The sequence below is a fragment of the Dactylosporangium sp. CA-152071 genome (assembly GCF_050936335.1).
Taxonomy (GTDB): Bacteria; Actinomycetota; Actinomycetes; order Mycobacteriales; family Micromonosporaceae; genus Dactylosporangium; species Dactylosporangium maewongense.
The window spans coordinates 8,976,794-8,994,035 of record NZ_JBNJMZ010000001.1 but is presented as its reverse complement, the minus strand read 5'-3'; the positions used below and the strand labels follow the sequence as shown (position 1 = coordinate 8,994,035).

12 protein-coding genes and 2 pseudogenes are annotated in these 17,242 nt (G+C 68.8%); 11 read left to right on the top strand and 3 right to left on the bottom strand.

Going from position 1 to position 17,242, the window contains the following annotated elements; all coding sequences use genetic code 11:
• Positions 1-142 precede the first annotated feature (142 nt).
• A complete protein-coding gene (locus tag ACQEVZ_RS40340; RefSeq protein WP_433359946.1) occupies positions 143-1,594 on the top strand; it encodes an NF041680 family putative transposase in 1,452 nt (483 codons plus the stop codon).
• Positions 1,595-1,603: 9 nt separating this feature from the next.
• On the opposite strand, the gene ACQEVZ_RS40335 is transcribed toward ACQEVZ_RS40340, so the two are convergent.
• Complete coding sequence (locus tag ACQEVZ_RS40335; RefSeq protein ID WP_433376542.1) at positions 1,604-2,920, bottom strand: ISAs1 family transposase; 1,317 nt, start codon at positions 2,918-2,920, stop codon at positions 1,604-1,606.
• 306 nt (positions 2,921-3,226) lie between these two features.
• On the opposite strand from ACQEVZ_RS40335, the gene ACQEVZ_RS40330 reads away from it, so the two are divergent.
• Positions 3,227-3,574: a hypothetical protein gene (locus ACQEVZ_RS40330; RefSeq protein ID WP_433376539.1), complete on the top strand. Its 348-nt coding sequence runs from the start codon at positions 3,227-3,229 to the stop codon at positions 3,572-3,574.
• 187 nt (positions 3,575-3,761) lie between these two features.
• On the opposite strand, the gene ACQEVZ_RS40325 is transcribed toward ACQEVZ_RS40330, so the two are convergent.
• Positions 3,762-3,947 carry a hypothetical protein gene (locus tag ACQEVZ_RS40325; RefSeq protein ID WP_433376537.1) on the bottom strand — a complete coding sequence of 62 codons (186 nt, stop codon included), beginning with the start codon at positions 3,945-3,947 and terminating at the stop codon, positions 3,762-3,764.
• A 50-nt stretch (positions 3,948-3,997) separates the two neighbouring features.
• Positions 3,998-4,267 (bottom strand): annotated as a pseudogene (locus tag ACQEVZ_RS40320) (ATP-binding protein); the annotation flags it as partial.
• 276 nt (positions 4,268-4,543) lie between these two features.
• On the opposite strand from ACQEVZ_RS40320, the gene ACQEVZ_RS40315 reads away from it, so the two are divergent.
• The 9 genes and pseudogenes from ACQEVZ_RS40315 (at position 4,544) to ACQEVZ_RS40275 (ending at position 16,878) form a co-directional block, all read left to right on the top strand.
• Positions 4,544-5,860 (top strand): ISL3 family transposase, encoded by a 1,317-nt coding sequence (locus ACQEVZ_RS40315; protein ID WP_433376534.1) that lies wholly within the window; start codon positions 4,544-4,546, stop codon positions 5,858-5,860.
• 27 nt (positions 5,861-5,887) lie between these two features.
• On the top strand, positions 5,888-7,300 hold the full coding sequence (tnpC, locus tag ACQEVZ_RS40310) for an IS66 family transposase (protein WP_433376531.1): 1,413 nt from the start codon (positions 5,888-5,890) through the stop codon (positions 7,298-7,300).
• Positions 7,301-7,399: 99 nt separating this feature from the next.
• On the top strand, positions 7,400-8,599 hold the full coding sequence (locus tag ACQEVZ_RS40305; protein WP_433376528.1) for a tyrosine-type recombinase/integrase: 1,200 nt from the start codon (positions 7,400-7,402) through the stop codon (positions 8,597-8,599).
• Positions 8,596-8,727, top strand: a complete 132-nt coding sequence (locus tag ACQEVZ_RS40300; protein ID WP_433376525.1) for a hypothetical protein — start codon at positions 8,596-8,598, stop codon at positions 8,725-8,727. Before ACQEVZ_RS40305 ends, ACQEVZ_RS40300 begins: the two co-directional genes overlap by 4 nt.
• Positions 8,728-8,751: 24 nt before the next feature.
• Positions 8,752-10,350, top strand: coding sequence for an ISL3 family transposase (locus ACQEVZ_RS40295; RefSeq protein WP_433371632.1), 1,599 nt, complete (start codon positions 8,752-8,754; stop codon positions 10,348-10,350).
• Between the two features lie 235 nt (positions 10,351-10,585).
• Entirely contained in the window at positions 10,586-12,244 is a 1,659-nt protein-coding gene (locus ACQEVZ_RS40290) for an ISL3 family transposase (protein WP_433376522.1), read from the top strand.
• 62 nt (positions 12,245-12,306) lie between these two features.
• Positions 12,307-12,684: pseudogene (locus ACQEVZ_RS40285) on the top strand (integrase core domain-containing protein); the annotation flags it as partial.
• 498 nt (positions 12,685-13,182) lie between these two features.
• Positions 13,183-14,592 (top strand): IS1380 family transposase, encoded by a 1,410-nt coding sequence (locus tag ACQEVZ_RS40280; RefSeq protein WP_433376202.1) that lies wholly within the window; start codon positions 13,183-13,185, stop codon positions 14,590-14,592.
• A gap of 663 nt (positions 14,593-15,255) precedes the next feature.
• Positions 15,256-16,878, top strand: coding sequence for a S8 family serine peptidase (locus ACQEVZ_RS40275; RefSeq protein ID WP_433376519.1), 1,623 nt, complete (start codon positions 15,256-15,258; stop codon positions 16,876-16,878).
• Positions 16,879-17,242 lie beyond the last annotated feature (364 nt).

Sequence of the window (17,242 nt, the reverse complement as noted above, 5' to 3'; positions counted from 1 at the left end):
AGCTTGAGATTTAACCAACGGCCCGGGCGATCAGAAGATCGTCCGGGCCGTTTCGGTGTGTCGCAAGGATATGGGTACGGCCACCCGTGATCATTCGGAGTGCTGAAGCTTCGAAGGATGCGGGGTGGCCGTGGGGCCTACTATGCCAGGTTTGCAGGCTGTGGTGGCAACAGATGCCTCGGTGTGTCGTGCGGCATTGGTCGCGTTCCGAGCCGGATTGTATGCGTGCTTCAGCAGACGCGCGGACGCGTTGTTCGAGCTCGTGGATGCGGTGTTGACCGCTGATGGTCCGGTGGACTCCCTGGTGGAACTGTCGCAGGAGAAGGTGTTCCGGCGTGGACACGGGGCGTTGTATGACGCGCTGGCCTGTGGTGATCTCGACGTTGAACAGCTGGCTGGGCTGATCGCGTCGTCGTGGCAGCCCGCCGACGACGGTCCGGTGAAGATCGCGGTGGATACCTCGGCGTGGCCACGGCCGGACGCGGTGACCTCTGCGGGGCTGTGTCACTGCTACACCTCCTGCCGTTGCGACGGATCCCGCAAGACGATTCCGGGCTGGCCGTTCTCCTTCGCCGCCGGGTTGGAGTGGGGTGCGTCGTCGTGGACCGCGCTGCTGGACGTGGTGCGTATCGGCCCGGACGACGACGTGACGGTGGTGACGGTCGCCCAGATCGCCAATGTGCTGGCCCGTCTGGAGGAGGCCGGGACGCTCGCGCGGCGGCCCGCGCCGGTGTTCACGTTCGACTCCGGATACGACCTGACCCGCATCACCTATCTCGCCGGACTCGACGGTCTGGGTGTGCAGGTCCTGGGTCGGGTGCGCAGCGACCGGGTGTTCTACGCACCGGCACCCAAGCGACGCAAGGACGGTCGGCCGGGCCGGCCCAGGAAGCACGGCAGCCGGTTCGAACTGTCCAAGCCGACAGCGCTTCCGGCGCCCGATCAGCGGCTGCGTGGGCAGAACCCGCGATACGGCGAGGTGATGGTCAGCGCGTGGCACGGGCTGCACCAGAAACTGTCCAGACAGGCCGGCTGGACCGACTTCGAGGGGGTGCTACCGGTCGTGGCTGGCACCGTGATCCGCATCCAGGTCGAGCGTCTGCCCGGCAACCGGGCGCCGCAAGACCTGTGGCTGTGGCACACCGCACCACCGGGCACCGTCTTTGACCTGGACCTGCTGTGGAAGACCTACCTCCGCCGGTTCGATGTGGAACACACCTTCCGGCTGCTCAAGTCCACCCTGGGCTGGACCGCCCCGCAGATTCGTACTCCTGAGCAGGGTGAACGCTGGACATGGCTGATCCTGGCCGCGCACGCCCAGCTGCGGCTGGCGAAGACCCTCACGACTGATCTACGCCGTCCCTGGGAGAAGACGATCCCTGCGGGGCGGTCGATGACCCCTGGACGGGTCCGCCGGGGTTTCCGTAACCTGCGCCGGCATCTGGGCACTCCGGCCGGTAGGCCGAAAACCACCAATCCTGGTCCCGGCCGTCCCGTGGGTAGCACCCGGCCTCCGCGAACCCGCTACCCAGTCGGCAAGAAGAAGTCCACAGTGGACACACCAAAAGTCAACAATCAGGCACTCAAGGGATAAAACTCAAGGTTAGATGCCGTAGACGGCGAAGGTGTCGGTGCGGTCGTGTAGGTCGCGGCGGGCGTGGGCGATGTTGGCGCGTCCGGCGAGGCGGAAGGTGTTCAGGGCCAGGTTGCGGAAGGTGGCCGCAGCGCGTGGTGCGGTGCCGGTTCTGAGCTGGGAGTCGTCCTCATGGAAGGTCACGTCCCGGGTCCGATGTAGACGGTCCTCGACAGTCCAGTGCCCTCTCGCGTAGTGGTTGAGGTGTGCCGGGGTGGCCTGCTCTGCGTCGAGGCTGACGATGCCGTGGATGATTTCTTTGCTGGTGCGTACGCCGTCGAGGCCGCCGGTGTCGCGGCGTAGCCGGAAGACTTGCCGGGCGCCGGGGAACACCGTGTCGTGGCAGGGTGCGACGCGTAGGGTCCGGCGTTCGGTACGTCCGTGTCCCCGATCGTCGGTGACGCTGGTGCGGTCGGCGAACTCGGTGTCGGTGCCGGATAGCAGCGCTTGCGCGGCCTGCAGCGCGAGGGGCTGGTTACCCTTCAGGATCAGCAGGTAGTGGGCGTTCAGCGGTCCGGTGATCAGCCGGGCGGTCTGCTTCGTCGTGTGCAGCGCGTCGAGGGTCAGCAGCATGCCGGCCACGTCCAGGGGTGCGAGCAGGTCGGGGATCACGGTGGTCTCGCCTCGCTTGTCGCCGACCTGGCGCTGACCCAGGATCACCCCGCGCTCGTGGGTGACCGCGGCGACCAGGAACACCTGCCCAGCTTCGGTGCGGGTGCCGTGCAAGAGCTTCCCGTCGATCGCGACCGCGGGCAGCAGCCCTGCCGGCGCCGGGTGGGTTACCGCCCGGACCGCGGCGCGGCGCTGCTCACGCTCGGCCGGTTCGTCAGCGGTGGCGGCAATCACCGGAGGCGGGGCGTCACCACGCACCACGTCGGCGGCGTAGCCGCAGGTCGCCGCATCCAGGGCGTCACCGTCCAGGCCGGCCAGGACCCGCCGGAAGGTGTGTTCGCTGGGCACCAGGTACCGGCCGGTCAGCGGGTTACGCCGAGCTCCGAGACGGTGCAGGACATCCTGCGGGGTCCGCGCCGCCCACTGCCGGATCGCCGTCACGCAGTCGTTGCCCGCCACCAGCGTCGCGCACGCGGTCAGGACCAGAACCACCAGCAGCGGATGGCGAAGCCCTCGTAACCGGCGCGGGTCCGGCACCTGCCGCAACCGCTGCACCAGCGGCGACGCCACCGACAACGGATCGACGCCGTCCCGGTCCGCGGCGAGTTCGGCCTCCCACAACGCCAGATCAGCAAGGTGGCCAACAACAGGGTCGATCAGGGAAGATGACGACACGAGCGCGACTCCACGGATGATCTTCAGGACTAGACACCCAAAAGATCATCAGAAGTCGCGCTCGTCCCACAACTCCCGCCCTGTCCGATCCTCAACACGGACAGAACACCTCAAGCCGGAACAACGCCGGGGCCGTGGGTGTTAATGAGGTTGACAGCTGGTTCGAGGGGTTCGTCTTGGGCTCGTCGGCCGTTGATCAAGACGCTCGGTGGAAGGTCGATCTGGTTCCGACTATGCAGGTCAGGTTGACCATGCCGGCGGCCAGCTGTTGTGCCGGCATGGCGACCGCCCGGCATCATGGACGCCATGGACGAATCGAGCAACGCCTCGAACCCCCAGCTGTTCAACACCGAACGGGCCGTCCCCGTGGCGACAAGTGGCCCAGATCCTGGCTATCCCCGGAATGCATCTGGTGAGACGTATGGTTCGGCCGCCGAGGCCGGGTCGCCCGGCCAGGCGCCTGACCTGATCCTCGTGTCGTTCGGGCAGGGTCAACGAGGGTATGTGCGGAAAGACGATCTCGACTCGCCCGAGTTCACCGACCCTGCGGACGCCGTCGAGTGGTCGCGGCAGAACGAAGGCAGACCGCCGCGGGTCATTCCGGTGTATGCAGCGGACGGTAGGACAGTCATCGGGACCCGCGCTTTCGGCTGAGAACCCCACCCCTAGGCGCCGGGCGCTGACTATCCACCTCGGGCGACAGTTGTCATGCGTCGGGTTGAGAGCGATCGACCGAAACGCTCCATGTGCTCGTCGTGCGGCAAGATCGGCATGGTCTCGCGACCGTCGGCAGGATCAAGCTCGTGGTTATGAATCAGATGCTGGTCAGAAGAGTCGTTCGTCAGGCTTCCGGGGCGCCGGGCTCGCCGGTTTCGGGTTGCCATTCGTCGATGTCGTCGGGCCAGGGTGCGGGGCGACCGCGGTCGTCCCAGAAGCCGGTCTCGGCGCCGGTCGCGGCGAGAGCGGCGTTGAGCCGCACCCGGTCGGCCGGGCCGGGGATGGCGGGGTCGCCGGGGTTGTCGGTCATGCTGCGGTCTCCGGTTCGGGCAGGTCCGCGGTGGATTGCTGCGCTGTTCGTCAGTCGCGGGGTGGGGCCTGTCCGGTGAGGGTGGTTTTGGTTCGGGCGAGGCGGTAGGAATCGGTGCCGGTCTGGATGATGTTGCCGCCGAAGGTGAGACGGTCGACGATCGCGGCGCAGAGCCGCGGGTCGGTGAAGGTCTTGGTCCAGCCGGAGAACGCCTCATTGGACGCGATCGCGACGGACGCCTTCTCCTCCCGTTCGGTGAGGACCTGGAAGAGCAGCTCAGCGCCGCGTTTGTCGAGTTCCATGTATCCCAGTTCATCAATTTATGTCGAGTACGGCATAAATCGATCTATGCCGAGACCGGGACTATGCCGAATCGGTGGTCCTCGATCGAGTGAAATCGGCGTAACCATTCAGCAGGTTCTTGCTGGTAGGTCTTGATCTTGGTGGGTGTTCTGGCCCATCCTGGCTCTTCGAAGTTGAGCGGGATTCGCGTGTGCCACCCGTGTCCGGGGGCGCCCCGGTGAGGGGTGCCCGTGGCTCATCGGTGATCATCTCTGTTGCTGAGGCAGGGAAATCACAACAGAAGAGCCACGGGCATGGTCAACGATACGACCCGACTGCTGGGCCTGGAGGGCCTGGCCGTCGTCGGGGTCGAGGATGACGGTGCGGGCGGACCGGTGGTCCACCTGGTCACCGCGGACGAGCAGGCGCGCTGCTGTCCCGATTGCGGGACGCCGGCGGTCCGGGTCAAGCAGTGGACGACAACCCGACCGAGGGATCTTCCTGTCGCCGGCAGGACCAGCCGACTGCGGTGGCGCAAGCGGCGATGGTTCTGCGATCTGGCCGGATGCCGGCGGCGGACCTTCACCGAGCAGGTCACCCAGGTTCCGGCCCGTGCCCGGCTGACCACCCGGCTGCGGCAGGCCGCCGGGGCCGCAGTCGCCGACGCCGGACGCACTGTGGTGCAGGCCGCCCGCGACCATGGCATCTCCTGGCCGGTCGCCGCGGCCGCGTTCACCGTCCACGCCGCGGCAGTGTTGCCGGTCGAGCCCGATCCGGTCACGGTGCTGGGCATCGACGAGATCCGCCGCGGCAAGCCCCGCTGGATCTGGGACGAACAGGCCGCCTCCTGGACCGTCACCGCCGACCGATGGCACGTCGGCTTCGTGGATCTGTCCAACGGCCAAGGCCTGCTCGCCCAGGTCGAAGGCCGCACCACCGCAGCGGTCACCGGCTGGCTCACCGCCCGCCCACCAGCCTGGCGCGAACAGGTCCAAGCCGTCGCGATCGACATGTGCACCGTGTTCAAGGCCGCGATCCGCCAGTCCCTGCCGCACGCGCTGCTGGTCGTCGACCACTTCCACATCGTGCAACTGGCCAACCGGGCCGTCACCGAGGTCCGCCGCCGGACCACCCTGACCCAGCGTGGGCGTCGCGGCCGCGGCAGCGACCCGGAATGGCGCATCCGCAACCGGCTGACCCGATCCGCAGCCCGCATGCCCGGCAAGCACGTCGACCGCCTGGCCGACACCCTCGCCGCCCTCCCGACCAAGATAGGCACCCCGATCCTCACCGCGTGGAACGCGAAGGAAGACCTGCTCGACCTGCTCGCAACCGCCCGTCACCAACCAGACCGCGAACACATCCACCGCCTGCTGCACCGCTTCTACACCCGCTGCGCCGCCTCCGACCTGCCCGAACTGCACCGGCTCGCCACCACCGTCGAGACCTGGTGGCCGCAGATCCTGGCATTCCTCACCACCGGCATCACCAACGCCGGCTCCGAGGGCACCAACCGCGTCATCAAGACCGTCGCCCGCGACGCCTACGGCTTCCGCAACCCCGAAAACCAGCGACTACGCACCCGCACCGCAACTACCCGCCGCCACCGCGGACACCTCAACCCCGCCTAACTTCGAAGAGCCCCCATCCTGGGTGGCGTGTCCGATTCGCTGCCGGTTGCCGAGTTGCTGGGGCGGCTGGCCCGGTTGGAGTCCTCGCTGGTTGAGCGGGACGCGCGGATCGAGGTGTTGACGCGGCGGGTGGCTGAGTTGGAGGCGTTGCTGCGCAAGGATTCGCGGACGTCGTCGAAGCCGCCGTCGTCAGACGGGCCGGTGAAGCCGCCGCCGCGGTCGCGGCGGCAGTCCTCGGGCCAGGCCCCGGGCAAGCAGCCGGGTGAGGCCGGGTTCACGCTGCGGCAGGTCGCCGAACCGGACCGGGTGCTCGTGCACACCCCGGTCGCGTGTGGCGGGTGCGGCCGCTCGCTGCGCCGGGCACCGGTGACGTCGGTCGAGGCACGGCAGGTGTTCGACCTGCCCGAGGTACGCCTCGAGGTGACCGAGCACCAGCTGGAGCACCGCCGTTGCGGGTGCGGGACAGTCACGATGGCAGCCCTGCCCGACGGGGTGGGCGCGCCGGCGCAGTACGGGCCGCGGGTCCGCGCCATCGGCGCCTATCTGGTCGGCTACCAGCACCTGCCCTATGAGCGCGCCTGCGAGACCCTGGCGGACCTGCTCGGTGTCGGCATGTCCGCGGGCACCCTGCTCACCGTGCTCGCTCGCACCAGCGACCGGCTGGGCCCGTTCCTGGCAGCGGTCCGGGACCGGATCGCCGCCGCACCCGTGGCGCACTTCGACGAGACCGGGCTGCGCGTGGCCGGCGCCGGCGCGTGGGTGCACTCGGCGTCAACCGCGACGCTGTCGCTGTTTGCGGTGCACCCGTCCCGAGGCCACGACGCCATGGCCGCCGCCGGGGTCCTGCCCGTGTTCACCGGCATCGCGGTGCACGACGGCTACACCCCCTACCGCCGCTACGGCACCGCGCACGCTTTGTGCAACGCCCACCACCTACGCGAACTCGCCGGCGTCCTCGACGCCGACCCGTCCCAGACCTGGGCGGAGAACCTGATCCGGCTGCTGTGCGAGATCAACGACATGACCCGCTCCGCCCGCGCCGACGGGGCCGAGGCCATCGGCGAACGCCTGCTGCACGTCTACCGACAACGCTACGACACCATCATCGCCGCCGGCAGGGCCGCCAACCCCACCCCGCCGGGCCACCGCGCCCGACCACCCGCCGTCAACCTCCTGGCCCGGCTACGCGGATTCGCCACCGACGTGCTGCGCTTCGCCCACGACCTGCGCGTACCGTTCGACAACTCCCAGGCCGAACGCGACATCCGCATGGTCAAACTCCGGCAGAAGATCAGCGGCGGGCTACGCACCTGGACCGGCGCCGAAACGTTCTGCGCCATCCGCAGCTACCTGTCCACCGCCCGCAAACAGGGCATCAACGCCCTCGACGCACTCACCCGCCTCCACAATGGACGGACCTGGCTACCAGGAACCAGCTGAACAGTTACAAATCGGCGTGGTGATGTCGGCATAGTTCTGGAGCCGGGGCACGGCCCTGATCAGGGGAAGCACGCGCTTCCCGTGAGAGGGGTGATGAGGATGGCGAGTCCACGCCGGAAGGCCGGCGCTCTGGCGGCGCAGGTCGACGGTTATCGGGACTGGTTGGCGGAGCGTGGCTATGCGCCGTTGACGGTCAGGAACATGCTCAAGGACTTGGGCCAGGTCGGGCAGTGGCTGGACCGGGAGCGGCTCGAGGTCGCCGATTTGAGCGAGGACCGGCTGCAGGAGTTTCTGCTGGATCGGCGGCAGGCTGGTCGTCGCAGGCTGGCTGGAGCTCGGGGTTGGCTGCCGCTGCTGACGTTCCTGCGCGGCGTCGGCGTGGTACCAGCGGCGCGGCTCGCGGCAACGCCGCTGGATCCGTTGCTGGGGCGCTATCGCAGCTGGATGCACCGCGATCGCGGCCTGTCGGCGTCCACGATGCTGCGATATGAGAACACGGCCCGTCGATTTCTGACCGAGCGCGCGATGACCGGCGGCCGGTTCACACCGGAGCAGTTGACCGGAGCGGACCTGAACGCGTTTCTGCTGCAGGAGTGCGGACGGGTTTCGTCGGGCTCCGCGAAGGGCAGGGTGGCCGAGCTCCGGTCGCTGATGCGGTTCCTGCACCTCAGTGGCGTCATTGCGATGAAGCTGGGGACGGCGGTTCCTCCGGTCGGCGGGTGGCGGCTGGCCTCGGTGCCGTCGACGATGGCGCCGGGCGACGTTCAACTGTTGCTGGACCGGTGTCCGCGCGGCAGCGCGGTCGGGGTCCGCGACTACGCGATCCTGATGCTGGTGGCGCGGTTGGGGCTGCGATCGATCGAGGTGGCCAGGCTGCGGCTCGACGATGTCGATTGGCGCTGCGGTGAGATTGTCGTGCGGGGCAAGGGCCGGCGCGAGGACCGGCTCCCGCTGCCGGTCGAGGTCGGCGGGGCCGTGGTCGCCTACCTTTGCGACGCACGTCCCCAGCTGGGTGACCGGCACCTGTTCCTGACCGGTCGAGCGCCACTCACGCCGATCCGTGCGGATCTGGTCGGCGACGTCGTCGAGCGGGCCTGCGTCCGGGCCGGGCTCACCCGGGTGGGACCGCACCGGCTGCGGCATGCCCTGGCAGCGCAGATGCTGCGCCAGGGCGCCGGGCTGACCGCGATCGGTCAGGTGCTGCGGCATCAGGATCTGGCCACGACCGCGCTCTATGCGAAGGTCGACTTCGCCGCGCTGCGCCAAGTCGCCCAGCCATGGCCCGGGGCCGCGGCATGAACGGGCTGCGCGGGCATCTTGCGGACTATCTGCGGCTTCGTCGTGCTCTGGGACACCGGATGGCGGAGGCGGCCTGGCTGTCGGCGCTCACGGAATTCGGCTCTGGCACTCATCCGGTGATCGACTGATCTTGATGGTTTGATCGTTCCCTTGTGGAGCTTGTTGGCGCGTTGTTCCCGCATCTGCATGGCGTTGTGGTGGACCGGGTTGTGTTGGCGGAGTCGAGCGTTCATGTGGAGGCGCGGTGCGTTGTGTCGGCGGCATCGTGCCCGAGCTGCCGCGGGACGTCTGTGAGGGTGCATAGCCGGTATCGGCGTCGGTTGGCCGATCTGGCGATTGCTGGGCGTCGGGTGCTGATCCGGCTGATGGTGCGCAGGTTCTTCTGCACCGATGCCAGCTGCGACCGGAAGATCTTCGCCGAGCAGAGCGGCCTGGCTTCACGGTATGCACGTCGGACCCAGTTGGCCGGCGGCGTCCTGGAGACTATCGCTTTGGCGCTGGGCGGCCGGCCGGGTGCGCGGATGACCGACGCGCTCGAAGTCCCGGTCAACCGGATGACGTTGCTGCGTATCATCCGCCGCATCCCAGACCGCCCAGTCCAGGCGCCGGAGGTGCTTGGCGTCGACGACTTCGCGATCAAGAAAGGTCAGAACTACGCGACCATCCTGCTCGATATGGCGACGCACCGGCCGATCGACGTGCTGCCCGACCGCAGCGCGGACGCGTTCGCCGACTGGCTGCGCCAGCATCCTGGCGTGCGTGTCATCTGCCGCGACCGCGGCGGCAACTACGCGATCGGCGCCCGAGCCGGCGCCCCGAACGCGATCCAGGTCGCCGACCGCTACCACCTGTGGGCCAACCTCGGCGAGGCCGTCGAGAAGACGGTACTGGCCCACCGGGCCTGCTTGCACCCGCCCGAACCCGCCGCCGAGGAGCAGCCCGAACCGGCACCCGTGCAGACCGCACTTGCGCCTGACGGCGTCCGTGACGTCCACGGCCGCGAACGGCGCCTGGTCACCCGAACTCAGGAACGCTACGCCGCAGTGCAGACGCTGCTGGCCCAAGGCAAGTCCCTCAGCGCGATCTGCCGGGAGCTCAACCTGGAGCGGGGAACGGTCAGACGGTTCGCCCGCGCCGAAAGCCTCGACGAGCTGCTGTTCAAGGCCACGCACCGGGTGACCAAACTCGACCCGTTCAAGGCCTACCTGATCGAACGCTGGAACCACGGCCAGACCGACGCCGCAGCGCTGTTCCGGGAACTGCTCGAGCAGGGCTACCGCGGCGGCAAGCTGACCGTCCGACGCTTCCTGCACCAGTTCCGCGGCCACCACCACATCCCGCAACCCGGGCCACGCCCGATCAAGCCGCGCCACGCGACCCGATGGATCATGACCAGACCTGACCGGCTCACGGATGCCGACCGCGCCTATCTTCGCCAGATCCGGGACCGCTGCCCCGAACTCGACCGCACCGCCGAATACGTGCGCGCCTTCGCCGTCATGATGACCGGACGGCAAGGCGGCAACCTCGAACGCTGGCTCACCACGATCGAGGGCGACGACCTTCCCGCACTGCGATCCCTCGCCATCGGCATGCGCCGCGACCAGGACGCCATCACCAACGGCCTCACCCTGCCCCACAGCTCAGGAGCAGTCGAAGGCGCCGTCACCAGAGCCAAGGCCATCAAACGCGCCATGTACGGCCGCGCCAACCTCGACCTGCTCCGCAAACGTATCCTCGCCCAGCACTGACATCCCCATCCGCCGATCACCGAATGAGTGCCAGAGCCGAATTCCGTGAGCGGCAGACCGCTACAGCTGGGGAATTCCGGGTTCTGGCTCACGAAAAGTGGACGGGTGGCGGACGATCACGTTGATGTCTTCGGACCAGCTTCGACACCGTCGGTAGGCGAAATCGGCACACGGGTGGCATGGCCGTTGAGCTGCGCGGCTTTGCCGGCGGGCGATCGTCGGTGATCATGGCGCGGTGCTTGATCAACCAGTAGTCGGGCTGCGGCTGCCGCATCTCGACCGGGTCGTCGTGGAACGGGCCGAGACCCGCCCCGACGCGGTCTGGCTTCACGCCCGGGTCCGCGGCGACACGGCTGCCTGTCCCGTCTGCGAGACCGAGTCGAGGTCGGTGCATGTGCGGTACCACCGCCGCTTCCGCGACGCCCCGATCAGCGGCCGACCGGTGTGGATCGTGCTGCAGGTGCGCCGCTTCACCTGCCGGAACATCGACTGCACGAAACGGACCTTCGCCGAGCAGGTACCCGACCTGACGATGCCGCGGAGCCGGCGCAGCGTGGCGGTGCGGGGCATGCTGCACGGCATCGGCGCCGCGTTGGCCGGCCGGGCCGGGGCCCGGCTCGCCGCGAACCTCTCGATCAAGGTCAGCCGGCACACCCTGCTCCGGCTGCTCCGCGCGGCCCCCGCCGCCGAGGTCCGCACCGCGCCACGAGCACTCGGCGTCGATGATTTTGCCCTCCGCAAAGGCCAGACCTATGCGACGATCTTGCTCGACATGGACACCCGCCAGCCGATCGATGTCCTGCCCGACCGGGAGGCCGGCACCCTCGCCGCATGGCTGGTGGCGCACCCAGGCGCGGACATCATCTGTCGGGATCGGGCCGGTGCATATGCCGACGGTGCCCGCACCGGCGCTCCGGACGCGATCCAGGTGGCCGATCGGTGGCATGTGTGGCACAACCTCGGTGAGGCCGTCGAAACCGTGGTGGTGGCCCACCGGGCCAGCCTCCCCGAACCCGCACCACCGCCTACCGACCGGCCCACCCCGGCCATGCCCCCGACCGAACCACAGGCTCCGCCCGCACCAGACCCGGCCCAACCGCAACAACCGTTGCCGGATAAGGAGATCCGGCTTGTGACGAGGACCCGGGAGCGGCACGCCGCAGTGCAGGCGTTGCTCGCCGAAGGGTGTACCCGCGCCGAGATCGGCCGGCGTCTCGGCCTGGACCCGCAAACGGTGCGCCGCTTCGCCGATGCGTCCGACGTGGACGAATTGCTCGCCAACACCCGCCGCGAAACGCTCATCGACACCTACGCCCCGTATCTGCGCCAACGCTGGGACGACGGCTGCACCGATGCTACGACGCTGCTCGACGAGATCCGCGCACAGGGCTTCCGCGGCAGCATTCAAACCGTACGCCGATACCTGCAACCGTTCCGTGGCACCACATCCACCGGCGGCACCCGGCCGAAACGTCGAGCCACGCCCGCCCCGCCGACCCCACCGAAGCCGCGCCGGGTCGCCACCTGGATCATGTCCGACCCGGCTAACCTCCGCGCCGAGGACCAGGCCTGCCTCACCGCGATCTACCAACGGTGCCCGGCACTGCAGACACTGGCCGACCATGTCCGGGACTTCGCTGCGATGATGCGGAACCTCACCGGCGCTGACCTTCCACAATGGATGGCCAAGGTCCTGGCCGACGACCTCCCCGGGCTGCACTCGTTCGTCAAAGGTGTCCGACGCGACCAGGCCGCCGTCACTGCCAGCCTCACTCTGCCCTGGAGTTCCGGCGCTGTCGAAGGTCAAGTTAATAGGGTCAAAATGCTCAAAAGGCAAATGTACGGCCGAGCCAACTTCGACCTCCTCCGCCTCCGAATCCTTCAACCCAACTGACATCACCGTCCGCTACCGGTCCACTTTTCGTGAGCCAGAACCGGAATTCCGTGAGCGCCGACACCAACGACAACCCGTACATCGAGGCCAGCTTCAAGACACTCAAGTACGACCCGACGTTCCCGGACCGGTTCGGGTCGATCCAGCACGCCCGGCAGCACTGCGAAGCCTTCTACACCTACTACAACCACGAACACCGACACTCCGGGATCGGCCTGCACACCCCGGCGTCGGTCCATCACGGCACCGCCGGGCAGATCCGTGAACAGCGGCAACGCACCCTCGACGCCGCCTGGGCCGCGCATCCCGAACGGTTCGGCCGCCGCCGTCCACAGCCGCCCCGCCTCCCGGAACGGGCATGGATCAACAAACCAGACGACAACGCCCTCGAACAGGTCGCCGCCACGGCGGCGACCAACCTTCCACCAGCACAAAGCTAAACAAAATCAAGAAACTGTCTCAGTTGACTTGACAGGTTCCGACCCCGGACGGCCGTATCGGCTCCGCCTTCCCACGTTCCACGCGAAAGCCGCAGATCGAGCTCGCGCCGCCTACATGCCGGACACCGCCTGGCCAGTAAGTGGGTGACCGCCAGACTCATCCCGAAGCAGTTCAGATACCCCGGTTTCGATGTCGACCAAGATCCCTTTCGACACTTCGCAGGCTGTGACGCAACGCCTTCCCGATCCCCGCCTGACGCCTCAACCGGCGCCTTTTCCACCTCGCTCACCACGACGGTCTTCAGCCAACGCAGCAGGTGGCGGCTTGAAGCCTCCCCCCACAGAGCGACTCCGAGGGGCCAATACCCTCATCTTCCACGCAGCACCGCCTCCAGAGGAACCGTCCACATAGGACCTCCATCGACGTTCGTGGCACACCTGGGCTGGGAAGATAGGACTTGTCGAGGGTCCTTATCCATCCGTCCGGAGGGCACCTGCATGGTGAAGCGTACCGGAACGCGTCCGAGGGTTGTGGTGTCCGCCGACGGTCGTGGCGTCGTCGGTCATGCCGGTGCGCGCCTACTCACCGACGTCGCCGATGTGACCGGTCTGACCGTCGCGTGCAGTGATGCGCTCGCCGGGTTGCGGCAGCGTCGAGGCGGCCACGACCCCGGCCGGATCGCGGTCGACCTGGCGGTGATGCTCGCCGACGGCGGTGAAACGATCTCGGACCTGGCTGTTCTCCGCGACCAGGCGGCATTGTTCGGGCCGGTCGCGTCCGATCCGACCGCGTGGCGCCTGCTGTCCAGCATGGACAGTGCGGTGCTGCGCCGGCTCGGCACCGCGCGAGCCCAGGCACGCGAGATCGCGTGGGCGCAACGGATCGACACACACGGCGGCCTGCCACAGACCACCGCCGCCGGCCTACCCGTCCCAGGTCTGGTCCTCGACCTGGACGCCTCCATCGTGATCTGCCACTCCGAGAAAGAAGCCGCGACCCCGACCTGGAAGAAGAATTTCGGGTACCACCCGCTGTTCTGCTTCCTGGACAACACCCGCGAAGCGCTGTCCGGACTGTTACGTGAGGGCCGCGCCGGGTCGAACACGACCGCCGATCACATCACCGTCCTGGACGACGCCCTCACCCAGATCCCCGACCACATGCGGCACGGCACCCCGATCCTGATCCGGTCGGACTCCGCCGGCTGCACCCAAGGGCTCCTCGCCCACATCCGCGACCTCCGCGCCACCGGCGTCGACGCCCGCTTCTCCGTCGGCGTCGCGATCACCGAACCGATCCGCCAAGCCATCCTCACCGCCAAACAGCACCTGCAATGGGTCCCGGCCCTCGACAGCGACGGCGAACCCCGCGACGGCGCCGACATCTGCGAACTGACCGGCCTCGTCCCCGACGACAGCTACCCACCCGGCACCCGGTTCATCGTCCGCCGCGAAGAACCACACCCCGGCGCGCAACTGTCCCTGTTCGACACCGTCGAAGGCCTCCGCCACCAGGTATTCGCCACCGACACCCCACCCGGCAACAGATCCGTGCAGCACCTCGAGGCCCGCCACCGCGGCCACGCCCGCGTCGAAGACCGCATCAGATGCGGCAAGGACACCGGCTTCGGCCGGTTCCCCTCCCGTGTCTTCGCCATCAACCAGGCCTGGCTGCAACTCGCCCTGACCGGGATCGACCTGCTCGCCTGGACCCAGATGCTCCTCCTCAACGGGGCCCTCGCCACCGCCGAACCGAAGAAGCTGCGCTACCGGCTCCTGCACGTCGCCGCACGGATCACCCGCACAGCCCGCAGCACCCGGTTACGAATCGCCGAAACCTGGCCCTGGGCAACAGATCTCGTCACCGCGTTCACCCGACTCAACGGGCTACCACGCCCCACCGGCTGACACCCGCACCCCACCGCGTCGACACCGCACGGAGGAAACCGGCCAACGCGCCGGGACCTCGGCACGCCAGCACACCCCACCGACCCAAACCAAGATCAACAAACCGTCTCAGCCACCACGATCAGCGGTAACGAAAGACCGGGGCTAACCATTCCACCCCGGACAGATAGATTGCTGCCGGCGTGCCTGGCGGTGCCGGGCACGCCGACCAGTCGTGAGATGGATGACAGAACGTCGGTGGCACGTAAGGATCAGCGCGCCTCCGCGCAGCCCCATCGGCTCTCCCGGGCCCCGTGTCGCCCGTTTTGGGACAGCGGCCGGGGCGGCACAGGGGACATGACACCCAGCTGTTCGTTGTGCGCTACTTAAGGCAGCGGTATGCGATGCGGTGCGGCAGGCCGCCAGTCTGGACGCTGGCGGCCTCGCCCTGTGATCTGCTACCGCACACCGGGACGCTGCCACGAAGCAGGCGTCGGTCAGTTTGGTGGCGCACCGTTCCCATGGGTCGAGGCGCTCCTCGTCACCGTGAACGTCGAACGTTCGTCGCGGCGATGCCCGCCGGCATGGGGCGTGAACCTCGCGGCCGCCACGTCCGTCTACCGGGGGTCCCATGCAAGCCCGCGGAGGAGGAAAGCTGTGGTCACCACCCGCCGAGGTGTGCCCGTGTTGCTCACCGCGCTGTTGGCGGCGCTGCTGCTGGCGGCGCCGGGTCGTGTCGCGGCAGCGCCTGCCGAGGCGCCGTTCGTGCTGTACTACACCGTCGCCAGCCCCAGTGAGACGCTCACCGGGCTGGCCGACCGACTCCTCGGCGACCAAAAGCGAGCCGCTGACCTGTACCGCCTCAATGCGGGCCGCACCCAGCCCGACGGAGGGGTCCTCACCGACCCGGGGCAGCTGCGCGTCGGCTGGGTCCTGGTCCTGCCCTGGGACGCGGTCGGCGCCGGCGTCCGCTACGGCCAGCTACCCGGCACCGCGGCCCCAACGGCCCCCGCGGCGGACCCCACGAGACCCACGGGCAGCACCCCGCCGCCGACGAGCGCACCGTCGACCGCCGCACCGACGAGCGCATCGGTGGTACCACCGAAAACTACGGCACCGGCCGCGAACCCGACGGGGCCGAACGGCTGCGTCCTCGGCGCCGCCGTTCCCAAGACCGACTGGGCGCGCGAGCGCGTCGACGCCGGTCGCGTCTGGGACAAGGCTCGCGGCACCGGGGTCACCGTCGCCGTCGTCGACTCCGGTGTCGACGGCAGCCTGCCGCAGTTCGGCGATCGGGTCCTTTCCGGTGCCGATCTCGTCACCGGAAAGGGGCGCGGCGACCAGGACTGCCTTGGCAGCGGCACCGCCATGGCCGGCCTTATCGCCGCAGGAGGTGAACAGCCGCTCGGCGTCGCGCCCGCCGCACAGATCCTGCCGATCCGGGTCAACGACACGGGCGCGGCGATGACCGGTGCCGCGAAGGCGTCCGCTCTCGAGGTCGCAGTCGCCGCGGGCGCCGATGTCGTCGCGCTCGGCGCCGGGTTTGACGTCGCTGACCCGGCCATCGCCGAGGCGATCGCGCTCGCACTGCGCCATGACGTCCTCGTCGTCGCCGCCGCACCCGCCAAGGGCTCTCCGCCGGCGGCGCCCGGCGACGGATCGACCGGCGCACTGTTGCTCGTCGGTGCCGTCAACCCGGCCGGTGCACTCGCCAGTCGCTATCCCGAAGGGCTCGTCGATGTCGTCGCCCCGGGGGTCGACCTGCGCAGCCTCGGTATCGCCGGCACCGGAGAGATCGGTGTCGCCGGCGATCAGTACGCGGTCGCCCTGGTCGCCGGCGCCGCCGCCCTGGTCCGCTCGGCCGAGCCGAAGCTGACCGCGGTCCAGGTCAAGGACCGGCTGACGCACACCGCCAACCGGATGGGCAGCGGCGCACCCGACGCACAGTTCGGCTGGGGCATGATCGACGCGGCCGCGGCCGTGACCGAAACAGCGGCCGATGACGGCAACTCCCCCGGTGGCAAGGACGGTGGTTCGACCGGCACTGCCTGGCTGGCGCTCGCCGTGATCGCGGTGGTAGCCCTGGGTGCCGTCGCCCTGTTCATGGTCCGCGTCCGGCGCTGGGCTCGTACCGAAAGCCCGGCGGAGCCCGTCGAAGCGCCGGAACCCTCACCCGCCGACGACAACCGGTCCGCGTGGGACCCGGACGAGCCCGACCTGCTCGACCGCAGCCTGCTCAGCCGGGAGCCGTCGGCAGGCGACAGAGGACCGCGTCCGAGCACACCGCCGCCTGGCGACCAGGGTTGAACGCGGTCGTGGAACACCGGTCGCCGAGTCGTGCACTCGTTGACAGCAGGCGGCGACCCGTCTCGAGGATCCCGTTCGCCGTCTTGATGCAGATGAACGGTTCGGGGCGGACGTCGCAGGCCGCGACCCCGGCAGCCACACGTCGGCTGCCGGGGTCGGCGACGCTGCGGTGGAGGCACGGCAGAGTTTGCGGTTGGTCAGTTGGCGAGCTGGATGTCAGATCCAGGCCGGAAGCCGATCGTGATCAGCAGCGGAAGGGCTGGACCTGGGCCGGGCCGGCGCCCGCCTGCGGTATCCGATCGCGCAGGTTGAGCTTGGGGCATCTCGATGGCGCCGTATCGGGGTCAGCATTTGGCGTGGTGGT